Source organism: Hoyosella altamirensis (genome assembly GCF_014191505.1).
GTDB lineage: Bacteria > Actinomycetota > Actinomycetes > Mycobacteriales > Mycobacteriaceae > Hoyosella > Hoyosella altamirensis.
The window spans coordinates 40,703-57,944 of the sequence record NZ_JACHWS010000003.1 but is presented as its reverse complement, the minus strand read 5'-3'; the positions used below and the strand labels follow the sequence as shown (position 1 = coordinate 57,944).

The window sequence follows — 17,242 nt, the reverse complement described above, 5'->3', positions numbered from 1 at the left end:
GAATTACCGGGCCGCGAGAGCGTCGATTGCGTTTGCTACCCGCTGCTCAGAGATGGCGTACGCCGTTCCGACAGTTTGCGCGAACAAGCTGACCCGAAGTTCTTCGATCATCCAGTGAACCTCATCCACACGTGGGCTAGTTCGCTCTGCTTGTGGAAGCCGTTCCAGAGTGTCGCCCAATCGGGCGTAGATCCGGTCGAGCACCGCCATTCCGCGCGAATCGCGAGAAATGCTGCCCGGCAGCGACTCAACCCGACGCCGCGCCGCCGTGAGGTACCGTACGAGGCTGGGAAGCCGATCCGCGCCGCTCTCGGTGACGAAACCAGGGTAAACGAGATCGGCTAGCTGATCGGAAACGTCCTGTGCGGCTTCATCTGTTCGCCCCGAGAGGACGACACTCAGGGTGTGTGCCTCCTCCAAAACCGGTACCACACGCAAGAGGACGTGCCGAGTCTGTTCCGTGAGATTTGACCGCACCTTCGCCGATAACGAGGCGAATGTGGCGCCATCCCAGGCGACACCGCCGAATTGGGCGACAAGCGCATCAATTGCACATTCACGACAGTCCTCGGCAATGCGTGCGATTCCGCCCGCTAGGGCGTGGTTCAATATGAGGCGCTGCGCTGCGGGAAACCCGCTGAACACTGATTTCGGCAGGGCACCTGCTTCACGCGCGATTAGTGCTCGTGTTGCGGTGACCATCGAATGATCCTGAGCGGCAGCGGTACTCAGTACACGCACTGCTATGCCCTGGGGCTCCAGAACTAGCGCCGGGTAGCCACGGACAATGTTGCCGCCCGAGCGATGGTCGACCACCCGGGGAATGCGGCCACCTGGAAGTTCCGGCCACGACCAGCGTGGCGGACGTTCTGCCGAAGAACCGGCCCGCGCTACCGCCTTCGTGACAGCTGTGGCAAGACCGTCTTTCAGCTCATCGAGGTCCTTCGCTGTACGTATGGTGTCGCCGTTGTCATCAATCACGGCATAAGTCATCCGCAAGTGATCAGGCAGTTCAGTGAGCGTGAAATCATGCGGCTCGATACGCAACCCGCCGAGTCGGGACAGTTCACGCGCGAAAGCAACGGGCATCGGTTCCGTGCGCGGCTTCACGGCTGACAACGCGGCAGCAGCGAAGTCTGGCGCGGGAACGACCTGGCGGCGCAGGGCCTTGGGGAGTGTTTTGATCAGTGCGACCGCGAGTTCGTTTCGCAGCCCGGGCACGAGCCATTCGAACCCTACCGGCCGCACCCGTTCCAGCTGGGAGAGGGGAATCTGTACTGTCACACCGTCGCGCGGGTGGCCAGGCTCGAAGTGGTACGAAAGCGGGAATAGCAGGTCGGCCTGCTTCCATGCATCGGGAAAGTCTCGGGCATGCACCGCTGCAGCATCTGTGTTCACCACCGTTTCTGTGGTGAAGGTCAGTAACTCAGGGTTCGACTGTTTCTTCTTCTTCCACCAGCTGTCGAAATGCCGGGCTGAGACGACGGTGTCGGGGAGTCTGGCATCGTAAAAGTCGAACAGTGTGTCGTCGTCAACGAGAATGTCGCGGCGCCTTGCCCGGTGTTCGAGATCCTCGACGTCGGCAAGCAGTTCGCGATTCCGCTTGAAAAACTCGTGCCGAAAGTCCCACTCGCCCTGGACAAGTGCGTGACGAATAAACAGTTCACGAGAGGTTTCCGCATCGATTGACCCGAAATTCACGCGGCGTTTCGCCGCGAGCGGGACGCCGAAAAGGGTGACGCGCTCGTACGCGAGCACTGCTCCTTGTCTGCTCGACCAGTGCGGCTCGGAGTACGTGCGCTTTACGAGGTCCCCGGCGAGGCGTTCCGCCCAGGCAGGTTCGATTTTCGCCACCGTGCGCGCCCAGAGCCGGGATGTTTCGACAAGTTCCGCGGCCATCACGAACTGGGGTGGCTTCCTCGCGAGCGCGGAGCCCGGGAACACCATGAACTTTGCCCCGCGTGCGCCAAGGAACTCACGCGTATCTGCTTCGCGCATACCAATGTGCGACAGCAGCCCCGAAAGCAGGGCTTGATGGATAGTGTCTGGGGCTGCGGGGTTCTCATTCTGCAACCAGCCGAGCCCGGAACAGATCTGTTTCAGCTGGCCGCGAAGGTCTTGCCATTCGCGAATACGCTGCCAGTGCAGAAACTCGGCTCGGCAAAGTTTCCGGAACTGGCTGGACGACAGTTCGGTCCTTTTCTCACGCAGGTAGTTCCACAAGTCGAGGTAGGCAAGGAAGTCGGAGCCTGACTCAGCGAACCTCCGATGTAGTTCATCAGCTTTCTGTTGCTGTTCACTCGGGCGTTCTCGCACATCCTGAATCGAAAGTCCCGCCACTACAGTGAGCACTTCACGCAGACAGCCACTGGCGTGCGCCTCGACCAGCATGCGCCCGAGCCGGGGATCGATGGGCAGCGCGGCAAGCTGGCGCCCCACCTCGGTGAGCGTGTGGCCACGTTTTCCGGCCCCAGGCTTGGCGAGGGCGCCGAGTTCTTCAAGAAGCCGGACACCGTCGCGCACGCTGCGCGGATCGGGTGCATCGATGAAAGGGAAGTCCGCGACGTCGCCGAGGTCAAGTGCCGCCATCTGCAGGACCACTGCAGCAAGGTTTGTGCGCAGAATTTCAGGATCGGTGAAGAGTGGCCGCTCCTCGAAATCCTTCTCAGAATAGAGGCGTACGCAAATCCCGTCGGATACGCGCCCGCAACGCCCTGCCCTCTGGCGTGCCGATGCCTGCGAGATCGGTTCGATTGGCAGTCGCTGCACCTTGGTCCGGAGCGAATACCGTGAGATACGCGCATAACCGGGGTCTATGACGTACTTGATGCCGGGAACCGTCAGCGACGTTTCGGCGACGTTGGTGGAAAGCACAACACGCCGGCCAGAGTGTTTGGTGAATACGCGATGCTGGTCAGCGGCAGAAAGTCGCGCATACAAGGGAAGCACGTCGACCCGCGGAAGCTTCCGGTCGTGCAGAGCATCGGCTGTGTCCCGAATTTCGCGCTCTCCCGAAAGGAAGACCAAAATATCACCGGGGCCTTCTCTCAACAGCTCGGAAACGGCATCGCAGATAGCGTCAACCGGGTCCTTCTCGACGGTCGTCCTGCTGCCGCGTGTGTCGTCGTCGCGGGCATCCGGCTGTAGCTCCTCAGTCAAGGGCTCATATCGAATCTCGACGGGGTAGGTGCGACCGGAGACCTCGACGATAGGCGCGGGTACGCCGTCGGTCGCGAACTGCTGGGCGAACCGCTCTGGGTCAATTGTCGCCGAAGTGATGATCACTTTCAGGTCGGGTCTGCGGGGCAGCAGCTGCTTCAGGTATCCGAGAATGAAGTCGATGTTGAGGCTGCGCTCGTGGGCCTCATCGATGATGAGTGTGTCGTAGTTGCGCAGCATCCGGTCGCGCTGGATCTCGTTGAGAAGAATGCCGTCCGTCATGAGCTTCACGAGCGTGGTGTCGGAGACGCGGTCGGTGAAGCGAACGGTGTATCCGACTGCGGTGCCAAGATCGCAGTCAAGCTCTTCCGCAATGCGTTCTGCCACTGTGCGGGCGGCGAGTCTGCGCGGCTGAGTATGGCCGATGGTCCCGCGGATTCCGCGCCCGAGTTCGAGGCAAATCTTGGGGAGCTGTGTCGTTTTACCGGACCCGGTCTCGCCCGCGACGATCACTACCTGGTTGTCGCGGATAGCGGCGGCGATGTCATCGCGGCGTTCTGATACCGGTAGTTCAGGTGGGTAGGAGATGGTGGGTACAGCTTCATGCCGGGCACTGACACGGAGCTGGGCTTTCTGAGCGGCCGCCGCAATCTTCGAGCGATCAGCGGCGTTCTTGGCATGCCGAAGCCGCTGGTGAAGTCGATGCGCATCTCGAAGGGTGAGCGAATCGAGGAGTGTGCGCAGCTCGTGACGTGAGGGCAGATCCTTGTGGGCGTCTGCTTGGCTCGTTGTGGGATTCATTCTTCGACAAGGATAACGGCTCGGTGTCACGGCGATCGAGATGTGCTGAAGCATCTGAGATATGCCCAAGCATCCGCCGTAGACGGAAGAATCAAGGTCAGAAGATTGACTCGACTGACGGCAGGGCATACGTCAAACGCCTCGGGCATCTTCGCTTCCTTGAAGTCGGCAACTAAGGCGGCCAACTGCCTGTCATGTGGGACGGGAAAGCGCACTCGCCACTTGCGCGATGTCACCCGCACCAACCCGGCAGCAACCCCCGATAATCTGCGCACCGGCGGCGGCCCATTGGCGCGCCAGCTGGACGCTGAATTCGGATTCTCCGGCCCAGCGTCCGGACTCCGCGTCCCAGCCTTCTCCGCTATTCGGATAGACGATCACAGGCTTACCAGCATGCTGCGCGGTATCGATTGCGGGGATTACGTCGGCGGGAGCGCAGCAATTGACCCCGACCGCCACGATCGAGTCGATCTCAGACGCCACCTCGAAAGCATCGGACAAGGGCTGCCCGGCCCGAGTTCTTTCACCGGAGATGGTGTAACTCAGCCAGGCCGGAACCCTGAACTCAGAAATCAACGATGCCAGCGCCTCGGCCTCGTCAAGGTCGGGGATAGTCTCGACCGCGAGCACATCAGCCCCCGTGTCGGCCAGGATCTCGAATCGCGGGCGGTGCCACGCACGGAGTTCCCGAACGCTCAGCCCGTATCGTCCCCTGTATTCGGACCCGTCGGCCGCTGCGGCACCGTAGGGGCCGATCGATGCCGCTATAAATCCCCGGCCGAACTCGTCCCGTACGTCAACTGCGATCCGGACGCTGCGGCGCAGCAGACGTTCCGTCCCGCGCCGGCCGATACCGCAGTTCGCGAAACCGCGGAACGAGGCTTGGTAGCTCGCGGTTATCGCGATGTCGGCACCGGCCGCGAAGAAGGCGCGATGCACGGCTGCGATTTCGTCGGGGGTGTCGAACAGCAAACGCGCGGACCACAACCCTCCAGCGAGGTTATGGCCGCGCGCTTCCAGTGCTGTGGCGAGACCACCGTCGCAGACGAGCGCCCGTGCCTGGAGTGCGTCCGTGAAGGTAGCCACGCATCAATTGTGCAGGTGTTTTACTTCGGCGCCATCCGGATCGCGCCATCGAGCCTGATGGTTTCGCCGTTCAGCATCGGGTTGTCGATGATGTGGGTGACGAGTGCCGCGTACTCGCCGGGTTTCCCGAGCCGCGAAGGGTGGGGGACTTGCTGACCAAGCGACTTCTGCGCTTCCTCGGGGAGGCCGAGGAGCATGGGGGTTTCGAAGATCCCAGGTGCAACCGTGACAACACGGATGAGGTGGCTGGCGAGCTCACGCGCAACGGGAAGCGTCAGAGCAGCGACGCCGCCTTTGGAGGCAGCGTAGGCGGCCTGGCCGATCTGGCCGTCGAACGCGGCAACAGAGGCGGTGTCGATGATGACGCCACGTTCACCATTGATCGGCTCGGTCTGGGACATCTTCTCAGCCGCCAGGCGGATGACGTTGAAAGTGCCGACGAGGTTGATGCGCACGACCCGCTCGAAGTCCTCGAGCGGCAGTACGCCCCTGCGGCCGAGTACCTTACCGGGAGTCGCGACACCGGCGCAGTTGACCGCCACACGAATGTCTCCCAGTTCGGCTGCCTGACCGATGGCAGCCTCAGCCTGCTCGGCGGACGTCACGTCGGCGGGAATGAAGACCGCGCCGTCACCGATCTCACGTGCCGCGTCCTCACCCCTGGACGAGGGCAGGTCCAGAAGGACCACCTTAGCGCCGAGCTTGTTCAGCGCTTTCGCGGTGGCGTGTCCAAGACCGGACGCACCACCGGAAATCACCGCGACAGAACCGTTGATATCCACGAACTCTCCCTTTCGCCGTTAGACCGCTGGCACGTGCAGGATCAGTGCGTCACCCTGTCCGCCACCACCGCATAGTGCGGCGGCGCCGGATCCGCCGCCGCGGCGGCGCAGTTCTAGTGCGAGATGCAGGGCGATCCGGGCACCAGACATGCCAATCGGATGCCCAATTGCGATCGCCCCGCCGTTGACGTTGACCCGCTCCGCATCGACGCCGAGGTCACGGGTCGAAGCGATTCCTACCGCTGCGAAGGCCTCATTGATTTCGATGAGGTCGAGGTCCGACGGATCGATTCCCTCTGCCTTGCACGCGGCAGCGATCGCGCGGGACGGCTGCGTGTGCAGGCCAGAGTCAGGCCCAGACACCATTCCGTGTGCACCGATCTCGGCGATCCAGGTCAGCCCCAGTGCTTCGGCGCGCTGCTTGCTCATGACCACAACCGCGCATGCGCCGTCGTTGATGGGGGACGCATTCCCCGCCGTTACAGTTCCGTTCGAGCTGAACGCTGGCCGCAGTTTCGCGAGGCTCTCGGCTGTGGTCTCGGCGCGCACGCCCTCGTCGCGCGAGAGCCAGGTGCTCGTGCCCTTCCGGCCGGGGATTTCGACGGGAACGACCTCTTCGTCGAATGTTCCGTTCTCCCAGGCTGCGGCCGCGCGCTGTTGCGACCGGGCAGCGAACTCATCCTGCTCGGTACGTGAGATGCTGTCGGCGGTGCCGGCGTCGGTGAGAAGACCCATCGGCTGATCGGTGAAGGCGTCGTGGAGGCCGTCGAACGCCATGTGGTCGATCATCGTGACGTCCCCATACTTGTACCCGCCCCGGGAGCGGGGGAGCAGGTGCGGTGCCTGGCTCATAGACTCCATTCCTCCGGCGACGACAATGTCGTATGCGCCGGACCGGATGAATTGGTCCGCGAGGATGATCGACTGAACGCCAGAGAGACACACCTTGTTGATGTTGAGCGCAGGCGTACTCATGGGAATTCCGGCCTTTGCGGCGGCCTGGCGTGCGGGCATCTGTCCTGCACCGGCGGTCAGGACCTGACCCATGATGACGTATTCGACGTCAGCCGGAGCGACACCGGATTTCTGCATCGCACCCGAGATCGCGACCGCTCCGAGGTCGGCGCCGGTGAAGTCTTTGAGTGCACCCATCAGCCGGGCAGTAGGAGTACGCGCGCCTGCGACGATGACGGCAGTGCGAGATTCCGCCGCGCTCGATTGCGGATTGGTCATGGAGGGCCTTCCTTGTATCGCTGAAACTACTGTGCGAGTGACCGGCTGATCACCAGTCGCTGAATCTGATTGGTGCCTTCGAAGATTTGCATGATCTTCGCTTCGCGCATGAAGCGTTCGACGCGGAACTCGCGCGTGTAGCCGTACCCGCCGAACACCTGGACAGCATCGGTGGTGACCTTCATGGCGGCATCGGTGGCGACAAGCTTCGCGACAGAAGCGTTGCGCGAGTAAGGGAGTCCAGCGTCGCGGCGTCTCGCAGCATCGAGATATGTGGCCCGTGCCGAATCCACTGCCGCTGCCATATCGGCCAGTACGAAACCCAGACCTTGGTGGTCGATGATGCGCTTGCCGAAAGTCTGACGCTCCTTCGCATACGCAACCGCTTCGTCAAGAGCGGCCTGCGCTAGTCCTGTTGCGACAGCGGCAATTCCGAGCCGACCGGAATCGAGTGCACTGAAGGCGATCTGCAGTCCCTGGCCTTCCGCTCCAATACGGCACTCGTGCGGAAGGAACACGTCGTCGTAGTGCGCCGCTGTTGTAGGTACGGCGTGCAGGCCCATTTTCTCCTCGGGTTTACCGAAGGTAAGCCCGGGGGTGTCTCGGGGGACCAGGAAGCACGAGATGCCGCGCGAACCCTCACCGGTGCGCGCGAACAGGTTGTAGTAATCGGCGATTCCACCATGGGTGATCCAGGCTTTGGCGCCGTTGATGATGTACCCGCCGTCGGTTCGTGTGGCCTTACATGCCAGCGCGGATGCGTCGGAGCCAGCCTGGGGCTCGGAAAGACTGTAGGCGCCGATTGTGCTGCCACCCAGCAATTCCGGCAGCCATTTCTGCTTCTGCTCGTCGGTACCAAACGCGTTGAGGGGGTGGCAGGAGAGGCTGTGGACACTGACGGCGACCGCAACGGCGGCCCAGCGCGCTCCGAGTTCTTCGAGCATCTGCAGGTAGACCTCGTACGGCTGGCCACCGCCGCCCCATTCCTCCGCGTAGGGGAGGCTCAGCAGCCCTGCTTCGCCGAGTGTGGCGAAGACCCCTTCGGGGTAGGTCTCGGTCTTCTCGTGCTCATCGACGCGGGGCGTGAGTACTTTGTCGGCAACATCGCGCGTCAGCGCGATGAGGTCTCGTGCTTCTTCTGTTGGCAAAAGTCGGTCGACTGCCACGAAATCACCCCTGGAACGCGAAATAGTACTGTGTTACGAACTACAGTACTGCCAACAAACTAGTACTGCAACAAGCATCTCAGTACTATTGGCCTCATGAACCGGCCCTCGAGCTTCGCGACGAAGCGGCGCAGCGAACTTTTCGACGAGTTGCTTGCCCTGTTCCTCGCAGAGGGCTTCGCGCACCTCACGCTTGACGAAATAGCTGGCCGGCTGCGCTGCTCCAAGTCGACGCTCTACACACTTGCTGGCAGCAAAGAGCAGCTCGTCCGCGCCGTTACGGTGCACTACTTCCGCGGAGCTACCGACAGCATCGAAGCGCAGATCACTGGCGTCAGGGGAGCGCGCGACAGGATCGTCGCATACCTCTCTGGCGTGGGAGCCGTGCTCACGCCCGCGTCAGACCAGTTCATGGCAGATCTCGATGCGTTCGCTCCAGCCCGCGAGGTATACGAGCGGAATACGAGAATTGCCGCGCGGCGCGTGCAGGCGCTGATCACAGAAGGCGTTACCGCCGGCGAGTTCCGGGACGTGCATGCCGCGTTCGCCGCCGACTTGGTCGCCACGATGATGGTGCGCATCCAGCAAGGCGGAGTGCGTGAGGCGACAGGACTCGACGATGCCCGCGCCTACCGGGAACTCGCGTCGATCCTGACTGCGGGAATCAGCGCATAGTCAGTCCGAGTTATCCCTCTGATGCCACAAACCCGCCGGAATGGGGCAGAATCAAGGTGAGGTCCCGAACATCTCGGACAGGACCGTAAGGAGGCATCGTGATTCACGGCGTGTTAATCGGAAAGGCGCTGGGAACGGTCGTCACTGGCGTTGTCGGCGTCGCGGCATACAACGGCGCTCGATGGGTAGCCAAAAAGACACCCACTCGTGAGATCGCAGTTTCCGCAACGGCGCTGGGCATCAAGGGTGCGCGTAAGGCTGAAGAAGGTGCAGAGAACGTGCGCCTCACGGCCGCCGACATCGTTGCGGAGGCGCGTGGCCGGGTAGGGGAGGAAGCCCCACCCCCACCGAGCCATCCCGCGGGCCACGGTCACGCGCACTAACGTGCGACGATGAGCGATCCTTCGGCAGAGGTGCACGGTCCAGCCGACGGGCTGGCTATCCGATCGAATTCGGCGGGCCGCATGCGCGTCACAGTTCCGTGGATGTACCGGAGCCCGGCGCGTGCGGTTGCAGTTGAGAATGCAGTCGAGGTTGTGCACGGGGTACGCGCGGTTCACGCATATCCCCGAACGTCATCGCTCGTCGTCTGGTACTCGGTGAATCGCGTTGACGCTGACACGATCCTTCATGCGGTCTCGGAAACCAGCGACGTTGAACGGCATGCCGCGCCCCCGCGGGCTCCATATTCCGCCGAGGTGAGCACTGGAGATCTCACGCGGATGGCATTGGGTGGCGCCGCCCTCGCGCTGCTCGGGATCCGCAGATACGTCCTGAGGCGCCCACCGGTCCTGGGGCCGGCCAGCCGCACGTTCGCTACCGGCGTCACAATCGTCACCGGCTATCCCTTCCTCAAAGGCGCCGTCCGTTCGCTCACGAAGTCCCGTGTGGGCGGCACGGACACACTCGTCTCGGCGGCGACCGTAGCGAGTCTGCTGCTGCGCGAGAACGTCGTGGCTCTCACGGTGCTGTGGCTGCTGAATATCGGCGAGTACCTGCAGGAGCTGACACTCCGGCGCACACGCCGGGCGATTTCCGACCTGCTCAGCGGCGCACAAGACACCACGTGGATCCAGACGCCCGATGGTCAGGAAGTACGAGTCGATATCGACACCGTGCGGGTCGGGGATCGTGTCGTCATTCACGAGCACATCGCACTGCCCGTTGATGGTGTGATCATCAACGGTGAGGGCATCATCGACCAGTCGGCGATTACTGGTGAGCCCCTTCCCGTGACCGTGGGTAACGGTGCAGTCGTGCATGCAGGCTCGGTCCTGATGCGGGGCGAGATCGTCATCGAGGCGCGAGCCGTCGGCAAGGACACCGCAATTGGCCGCATCATCAGCCGGGTTGAGCAAGCTCAATCGGATCGCGCGCCGATCCAGACGGTAGGAGAAACCTTCTCGCGCCGATTCGTTCCGGCCTCCTTCCTGCTAGCGGGCGCGACGCTAGTACTGACGCGCGACGTACGGCGCGCGATGACAATGCTCCTGATCGCGTGCCCGTGCGCGGTTGGACTGTCCACCCCCACCGCAATTTCCGCGGCTATCGGCAACGGTGCGCGCCGCGGGATCCTCATCAAGGGCGGGTCACACCTCGAACTAGCGGGCAAGGTTGACGTCATCGTCTTCGACAAGACAGGCACGCTAACCGTCGGCAGGCCCGTAGTGACGAACATCGTTAGCTTCCACCCCGACTGGAATCCCAGCCAAGTCCTCGCCTACGCGGCGAGTTCTGAAATTCACTCGCGCCACCCGCTTGCACAGGCAGTCATCCGGTCGACCGAAGAACGCCGCATTGTGATCCCGCCGCACGAGCAGTGCGAAGTGCTCGTCGGCCTCGGAATGCGCACCTGGGCTGATGGCCGCACTCTGCTGCTCGGCAGCCCCACGCTGCTGGAAAATGAGAACGTGAAAGTCAGCGAGGAAGCCCTCAGTTGGGTGGCACGCCTGCGGTCAGGATCGGAAACACCGCTGCTCCTCGCTGTGGATGGCGAACTCGTGGGGCTTGTCAGCTTGCGCGACGAGGTGCGTGCCGAAGCACCCGGAGTCCTTGATGCGCTGCGATCTTCAGGTGTCGAGCGCGTCATCATGCTGACCGGTGATCACCCCGACACCGCGGCCGCTGTAGCGCGCGAACTGGGTATCACGGAGTGGCGAGCAGGCGTGATGCCGGACGAAAAACTTGATCTCATCGAGGGCCTTAAGCGCGAAGGCCACACGGTCGCCATGATCGGCGACGGAACCAACGATGCGCCCGCCCTCGCGGGCGCCCATATCGGTATAGCGATGGGGATCTCCGGGACTGATGTTGCAGTGGAAACGGCGGACATCGCTTTAGCCACAGACGATTTGCGCAGACTCATCGACCTTCGTGAACTCGGCACCCATACCGTCGGCGTCATCAGACAGAACTACGGGATGGCGATCACGGTGAATGCCGCCGGGCTACTGGTCAGCGCAGCGGGCGCACTCTCACCCGTCCTTGCCGCGATCCTGCACAACGCGTCATCAGTTGCTGTGGTGGGCAACAGTTCTCGACTGATCCGGTACCGGCTCGCGGGTCAGCCCGCAACGATCGCGAGATCCTCGATGACGACTTCACCCGCAGCATCGCATTCCGCAAGATCGATCGCGGCGGTCAGCGCCCACCCGTGATCGCCCTCGGGGTCATCGAGTATCTGCCGGACTTCCCACCGGCTCGCTTGCTCGTCGACCTGAAAAAGTGCGGGTCCGCGTGCGGCCGGGCCAGTTCCGATCTCGCCGTACTCGTCGAAATAGGGATCGAATGACGATGCCCATTCTTCCGAACTGAGGTCGCCCAGTTCAGCAAGCTCTGCCCAGCGTCCGCGCGCAACGAGCTCCACCCGGCGGAACATTGCGTTTCGCACCATCACCCGGAACGCGCGCGAATTCGCGGTTATCGGGCGCGCTGAGTCGTCTGTGAAAGCGCGCTGATCTGTTGGCTTCGCATCGGGGTTGACCAGTTGCTCCCACTCGTCGATCAGGCTGGAATCGACCTGACGAATCAGCTCACCGAGCCACTCCGTCAGGTCCTCCAGCTCGCTGTCACGAGCATCAGCGGGGACCGTCTGCCGCAGAGCGCGGTAGGCATCAGCCAGATAGCGAAGAACGAGACCCTCTGAGCGGTTCAGGCTGTAGGTCGAAATCAAGTCGGAGAATGTCATGCCTTTCTCCACCATGTCACGCACGACAGCCTTCGGGGACAGACTGAACTCCGCTACCCATGGATGCCCCGCCCGGTACATTTCGAACGCAGGAACGAGGAGCTCCTCAAGCGGCTTAGGCCACGTGATGTCTTCAAGGAGTTCCATACGCTCGTCGTACTCGATACCGTCGGCCTTCATTTCACCGATTGCCTGACCGCGCGCCGCGTGCTGCTGAGAGAGAAGCAATGTGCGCGGATCGTCGAGAGTGCTCTCGATGACGGACACGACATCGAGAGCATATGTGGGAGAGTCCCGGTCGAGCAGTTCGATCGCTGCCAGCGCGAAGGGCGAAAGCGGCTGGTTCAGTGCGAAATCGCGCTGTAAGTCGACTGTGAGTCGAGCCCACCGGCCCTGCTCATCGGGTTCCGGAAGCCGATCCACAATGCCCGCGTTGAGAAGACCCCGATAGTGGGCGATTGCGCGGCGGATCAGTTTGCGCTGAGCGGGGCGCGCTTCGTGGTTGTCCTCAAGCAGGTGCCGCATCGCGGTGAAGCAGTTGCCAGGCCGCGATATGACGTTCAGCAACATCGCGTTTGTGACGCGGAAACGTGACACGAGTGGCTCTGGCTCCGCTGCGACGAGCTTCTCAAACGTCTGACTGGTCCAGTTGACGAAACCCTCAGGAGCCTTCTTGCGCTGTACTTTTCGACGTTTCTTGGGGTCATCTCCCGCCTTTGCCAGCGCTCGCGCATTCTCTATCTCGTGATCAGGTGCCTGGACGACGACGCTGCCCGTGGTGTCGAACCCCGCCCGGCCCGCACGTCCCGCGATCTGGTGGAACTCCCGGGCGCGCAACATCCGGTTGCGTGTTCCATCGAACTTGGTCAGGCCGGTGAAGAGAACTGTTCTGATGGGAACGTTGATGCCAACGCCGAGAGTGTCAGTCCCGCAGATCACCTTCAGTAGCCCCTCCTGAGCGAGACGTTCCACGAGCCGACGGTATTTCGGTAGCATCCCCGCGTGGTGCACCCCAATGCCGTGCCGGATAAGCCGCGACAGGGTTCTCCCGAAACCGGTAGTGAACCGGAAGCCCGCGATTGTTTCGGCGATTCGGTCACGATCCTCCCGGCTCGCCACGGAGATGCTGGTGAGGGCCTGGGCACGTTCAAGCGCGGCCGCCTGCGTGAAGTGAACAACATAGACCGGCGCCTGATGGGTGCTGACGAGCTCTTCAATCGTTTCGTGGATAGGCGTCATCGCATACGAGAACACCAGCGGCACTGGGCGTTCCGCGCCCGTAACGTGCACAGTGTTGCGGCCTGTACGCTGCGTCAGGTCCTTCTCGAAGAAGCTCACGTCGCCGAGCGTGGCGGACATCAGCAAAAACTGCGCACCGGTAAGCTCGATGAGCGGGACCTGCCAGGCCCACCCCCGGTCAGGTTCTGAGTAAAAGTGGAATTCATCCATCACGACCTGTCCGACGTTGGCGTCGACGCCTTCGCGAAGCGCGATGTTTGCGAGGATTTCTGCGGTCGCACAGATAATCGGGGCGGAAGCGTTGACAGCGGCATCGCCGGTCATCATGCCGACGTTCTCGGCGCCGAAAACGTCACATAAGGCGAAGAACTTCTCGCTGACCAGTGCTTTGATGGGGGCGGTGTAGAACGTGCGCGATCCCTGGACGAGGGCAGTGAAGTGCGCTGCTGTAGCCACGAGCGACTTGCCAGAGCCCGTCGGTGTCGCGAGGATGACATTCGAACCCGACACGATCTCCAGTAGCGCTTCTTCCTGTGCGGGATACAGTGTGAGACCTTGTTCACCAGCCCACGCTTCGAACGCGTCGTAGATGACTTCGGGCTGGTTGGGGATCTCGTCAGGAAGAAGCACAGCTCTAGGCTAGCTGCTTCGGAGCTTACGTCGCGCTTCGCTCGGAACTGCCCATCGCGTGGAAAACGGCGGAACGGGTCCATGAGTTGCCGATGATTGACGAATCGCTGATCCCGCGGTTGAGGAGCCGCTTCCAGCGCACATCATCGAATGTGTGAGGAGCTGTGGATGCGATGAACTCCTCGACGATCGACAGAAACCGCATGGGATCGTCATGGAAGGGAAAATGCGCGGAACTCTTGAAGATCTCAAGGCGGGAACCCGGCATTGCGGCGTGCGCGAGGTGGGCGTGAGCGACCGGAATGACGTTGTCATGCTCACCCCAGATGATCTGAACAGGCATCGCTTCGGCGAGATAACAGCGGTCAAGTCCGGTGACGACCTGCCCCCGCCAGTCAACAACTGAACGCAGAGTCCGTAAGAATGCGGCTCGGTTCACGGGATCCGGCAGATCCGAAAGTATCCGCAGCAAGTCCGGAGTGTCGTGGAAATGTGGGCTCATTGGCTTGAGCGCTTTGCCGAGCGCGCCAACCGCGTACACGATTCCGGGGAGACGGAAGATCTCAATCAGTTTGGCGGCTCCCGGCAGCGACACCAGCCTGAGCAGGGGGCTCACATCGCGTGTGATCCCACCCGCCCCGACCAGGATGAGTCGTTCTACGAGCTGCGGATACTGATAGGTGAACTGCATGGCGACGCCACCACCGAGCGAATGGCCGATGACGGTGACGCGGTCAATCTCCAGAACCGAGAGCAGATCACGCATGCCATTCGCGTACGCAGCGATCGAATAATCTGCGCGCGGCTTGTCCGAAAGCCCATGGCCTAGAAGGTCAGGGGCGATAACGGTGAACGACTTTGCGAGGTGCGGGATGATGTCGGTCCACGTCGACGAGTTGTCGCCAATACCGTGGAGAAGCAGAATTGCGGGTCCGCTGCCAGCGATCCGGTAGGCGCGGCGGTAACCGTGGATAACGCGGTACGACACAGTCGGTTCCGCATCGGGAACCGGTCGCAGAGCGCGAAAGGGCAGGGCGGCCACAGGTCCTCCTCCTCGTTGGGCTGCACAGGCCGGACCAACGCGGCTGTACGGCACGGAGCACTTCACACGGTAGCGCGTTGTGCCCGATTTACAACTTCGGGCGGTGTAACACTGTGTTCCAGCTCCGTTGCGGTGGTGTGACGCCAGGTGCGGCCGGTTTTGCCGGTTTTGGCGGTTTACGTGAGCTGCATTGTGGCTGTGTGGTCGTCAACGGGGAGGTTGCCATCGACGGTGGCGAGTATGCGCGTTGATTTCAGGTCGACGAAGCCTTCGTACGTCGACAGAAATGCAGTGTCCGCCGCGTCACGGCCAGTGACCATCCGGACCATGCTCTGGCGGGGGCCGAGCCGAGTCGAGTCGGCAACGATCCATTCACCATCGACAAGCGCCTCGGTGACAGCATGAAAGTCCATCGGGCTAATGCCGGGCGCGTAGACTCCGACAACCCGGGCGGGCACGTCGAGCGCACGCAAGAGCGCTGTGGTGAGATGCGCATAGTCGCGGCAGACACCCTGACGATGCAGGAGCGTGCTGCCAGCGCCATCGGAGGGCCCGCTACTCCCAGGCACATAGCTCAGGTGCGTTGAGACCCATTCGGTGATGGCGCTGAAAATTTCACGCGGCTCTTTCACGCCGGTGAACTCTTCATAAGCCTTGGCGAGCAACTCGTCCGATTCCGCGTATCTGCTCGGGCGCAGATACAGAGCATCGTCGAGTGGTTCGGCGGTGACCGTGTCAGCCTGGCCGGTGATCGACGCTGAATACTCGATCACGACGTGCCCAGGCTGGGAACGGAACCGATGCAGCCGCCCACGGTGCGGGGTCTGAATGACTTGCGGCTCGAGGGGGTACCCGTCTCGTGTGATGACCAGCTTCTCGGTCAGTTCCGCACCGGGATGTTCGGCGACCGCAACCTGAGCGAAGATTCGCGCAGGCTGCTGAACCTCCATTTCGATCCGCGAGTACACATCGCGACGCTGTACCCCGTGCTGACCAGGCTGCTGCAAATATGCGCTCACAATCACCTACTGTGAGGCCTAGGGCCTGATCGCGCTACTCGAGGCGATCGTCGTCATCGGGATTGGTACCGTCCGCATCGTCGCTCTCGGCGTTCTGTTCGGCGAGGAACTGCTCGAACTGCGCGCCGAGTTCATCGCCTGACGGCAAATCCCCGTCGAGGGCCAGGAGATTGGTTTCCTCCGATTGCCGGGCCCCGATGTCGTACTGCTGTTCAAGCGCACGCACCACCGCAACCGCCTCGGGGCTTGCCTCAACCTGCTCTTCGACCTGCCGGGTCACATCCGCGGCAGCCTCCTCGAGAGCGGCGAGAGGAACGGAAAGCCCACTCACGTCACTGAGGTGCTTGAGCAGCGTTACCGCAGCTGCGGGATACGGTGACTGCGCCAGATAATGCGGCACATGGACGGAGAAGCCACGGGCATCGAAGCCATGCTGTCCCATCCGGTATTCCAGCAGCGCCGAAGCGCTGCCAGGTACCTGAACCTCGGTGCCCAGGCGCTGCTCGGCCGGCACCGCGCCAGGGTTGGAGGAATGCCCAATGACTCCCAGCGGCCGCGTATGCGGCGTCGCCATCGGGATGGCGGACAGACCCACACTGCGGGTCACTCCGAATTGTTCGGCGAGCAGCCGCACAGCCGAGGTGAACTTCTCCCACTTGAAATCTGGTTCCATTCCGCTAAGCAGCAGGAACGGTACGCCGTTGTTGTCCTTGGCGGCGTACAGGCTGAGCTCTGGCGCCTGGTAGCTGGAGAAATGGTCCGACGTGAACGTCATCGGTGGGCGGCGTGAGCGGTAGTCAACCAGGTCGTCTACGGAAAACGACGCAACGAGTTCTGTTTCGAGGCTTTGCCGCAGGTGGTCAGTTGCCAGTCGTACTGCCTGCCCAGCGTCGGCGAATCCTTCGAGCCCGTGGACGAGCACCAGCGTCGTATCGTCGCTGACCTCGATGTGCGGGCTTGGGAACTCGAGCTCATAGATCCGTGCCTGATCATCCATACCGTATGCCCCCTTTCGGACCCTGTGCCAGATAACGCGCGGCAGCGCATCCAAGCGCTGCCGCGTGCCCCGGCAGTATCTCGCACTCGGTGCCTCAAGTTCCACTCGGCACTCGACCTGCTACCTGATAGAACGCACGACGGGGCTCAGATGTTTCCACGGATTCGGAGCCGTCGGTTAGAGATCCAATTGCAACCAATTCGAGACGACGCATGACAAGGCTGGA

General features: G+C 62.3%; 12 protein-coding genes. 3 read left to right on the top strand and 9 right to left on the bottom strand.

The features are described 5' to 3' along the window. Positions 1 to 3: 3 nt before the first annotated feature. From hrpA to FHU29_RS14320, 5 genes are all read right to left on the bottom strand, one after another. Positions 4 to 3,960, bottom strand: a complete 3,957-nt coding sequence (gene hrpA / locus FHU29_RS14340; protein ID WP_064440413.1) for an ATP-dependent RNA helicase HrpA — start codon at positions 3,958 to 3,960, stop codon at positions 4 to 6. Between the two features lie 192 nt (positions 3,961 to 4,152). Beyond that, positions 4,153 to 5,046, bottom strand: a complete 894-nt coding sequence (gene mmuM / locus FHU29_RS14335; protein ID WP_064440412.1) for a homocysteine S-methyltransferase — start codon at positions 5,044 to 5,046, stop codon at positions 4,153 to 4,155. Positions 5,047 to 5,066: 20 nt separating this feature from the next. Further along, the gene (locus tag FHU29_RS14330) at positions 5,067 to 5,828 is read right to left on the bottom strand and encodes a 3-hydroxyacyl-CoA dehydrogenase (protein WP_064440411.1); all 762 of its coding nucleotides are present in this window, start codon (positions 5,826 to 5,828) and stop codon (positions 5,067 to 5,069) included. An 18-nt stretch (positions 5,829 to 5,846) separates the two neighbouring features. Beyond that, positions 5,847 to 7,061 (bottom strand): acetyl-CoA C-acetyltransferase, encoded by a 1,215-nt coding sequence (locus FHU29_RS14325; RefSeq protein ID WP_064440410.1) that lies wholly within the window; start codon positions 7,059 to 7,061, stop codon positions 5,847 to 5,849. Between the two features lie 26 nt (positions 7,062 to 7,087). Continuing rightward, complete coding sequence (locus tag FHU29_RS14320; protein WP_064440409.1) at positions 7,088 to 8,227, bottom strand: acyl-CoA dehydrogenase family protein; 1,140 nt, start codon at positions 8,225 to 8,227, stop codon at positions 7,088 to 7,090. Positions 8,228 to 8,323: 96 nt separating this feature from the next. On the opposite strand from FHU29_RS14320, the gene FHU29_RS14315 reads away from it, so the two are divergent. The 3 genes from FHU29_RS14315 (at position 8,324) to FHU29_RS14305 (ending at position 11,559) form a co-directional block, all read left to right on the top strand. Beyond that, on the top strand, positions 8,324 to 8,902 hold the full coding sequence (locus FHU29_RS14315; protein WP_064440408.1) for a TetR/AcrR family transcriptional regulator: 579 nt from the start codon (positions 8,324 to 8,326) through the stop codon (positions 8,900 to 8,902). A gap of 98 nt (positions 8,903 to 9,000) precedes the next feature. Beyond that, positions 9,001 to 9,285, top strand: coding sequence for a DUF1490 family protein (locus tag FHU29_RS14310; RefSeq protein ID WP_157095107.1), 285 nt, complete (start codon positions 9,001 to 9,003; stop codon positions 9,283 to 9,285). 9 nt (positions 9,286 to 9,294) lie between these two features. Beyond that, positions 9,295 to 11,559 (top strand): heavy metal translocating P-type ATPase, encoded by a 2,265-nt coding sequence (locus FHU29_RS14305; RefSeq protein WP_064440406.1) that lies wholly within the window; start codon positions 9,295 to 9,297, stop codon positions 11,557 to 11,559. On the opposite strand, the gene FHU29_RS14300 is transcribed toward FHU29_RS14305, so the two are convergent. The 4 genes from FHU29_RS14300 to FHU29_RS14285 form a co-directional block, all read right to left on the bottom strand. After that, positions 11,466 to 13,958 (bottom strand): DEAD/DEAH box helicase, encoded by a 2,493-nt coding sequence (locus FHU29_RS14300; RefSeq protein ID WP_064440405.1) that lies wholly within the window; start codon positions 13,956 to 13,958, stop codon positions 11,466 to 11,468. The genes FHU29_RS14305 and FHU29_RS14300 overlap by 94 nt on opposite strands. Before the next feature lie 25 nt (positions 13,959 to 13,983). Continuing rightward, complete coding sequence (locus FHU29_RS14295) at positions 13,984 to 15,000, bottom strand: alpha/beta fold hydrolase (protein WP_064440404.1); 1,017 nt, start codon at positions 14,998 to 15,000, stop codon at positions 13,984 to 13,986. Positions 15,001 to 15,176: 176 nt separating this feature from the next. Further along, positions 15,177 to 16,019 (bottom strand): transglutaminase-like domain-containing protein, encoded by an 843-nt coding sequence (locus tag FHU29_RS14290; RefSeq protein ID WP_083962335.1) that lies wholly within the window; start codon positions 16,017 to 16,019, stop codon positions 15,177 to 15,179. 34 nt (positions 16,020 to 16,053) lie between these two features. Continuing rightward, on the bottom strand, positions 16,054 to 17,016 hold the full coding sequence (locus FHU29_RS14285; protein ID WP_064440403.1) for a proteasome assembly chaperone family protein: 963 nt from the start codon (positions 17,014 to 17,016) through the stop codon (positions 16,054 to 16,056). Positions 17,017 to 17,242 lie beyond the last annotated feature (226 nt).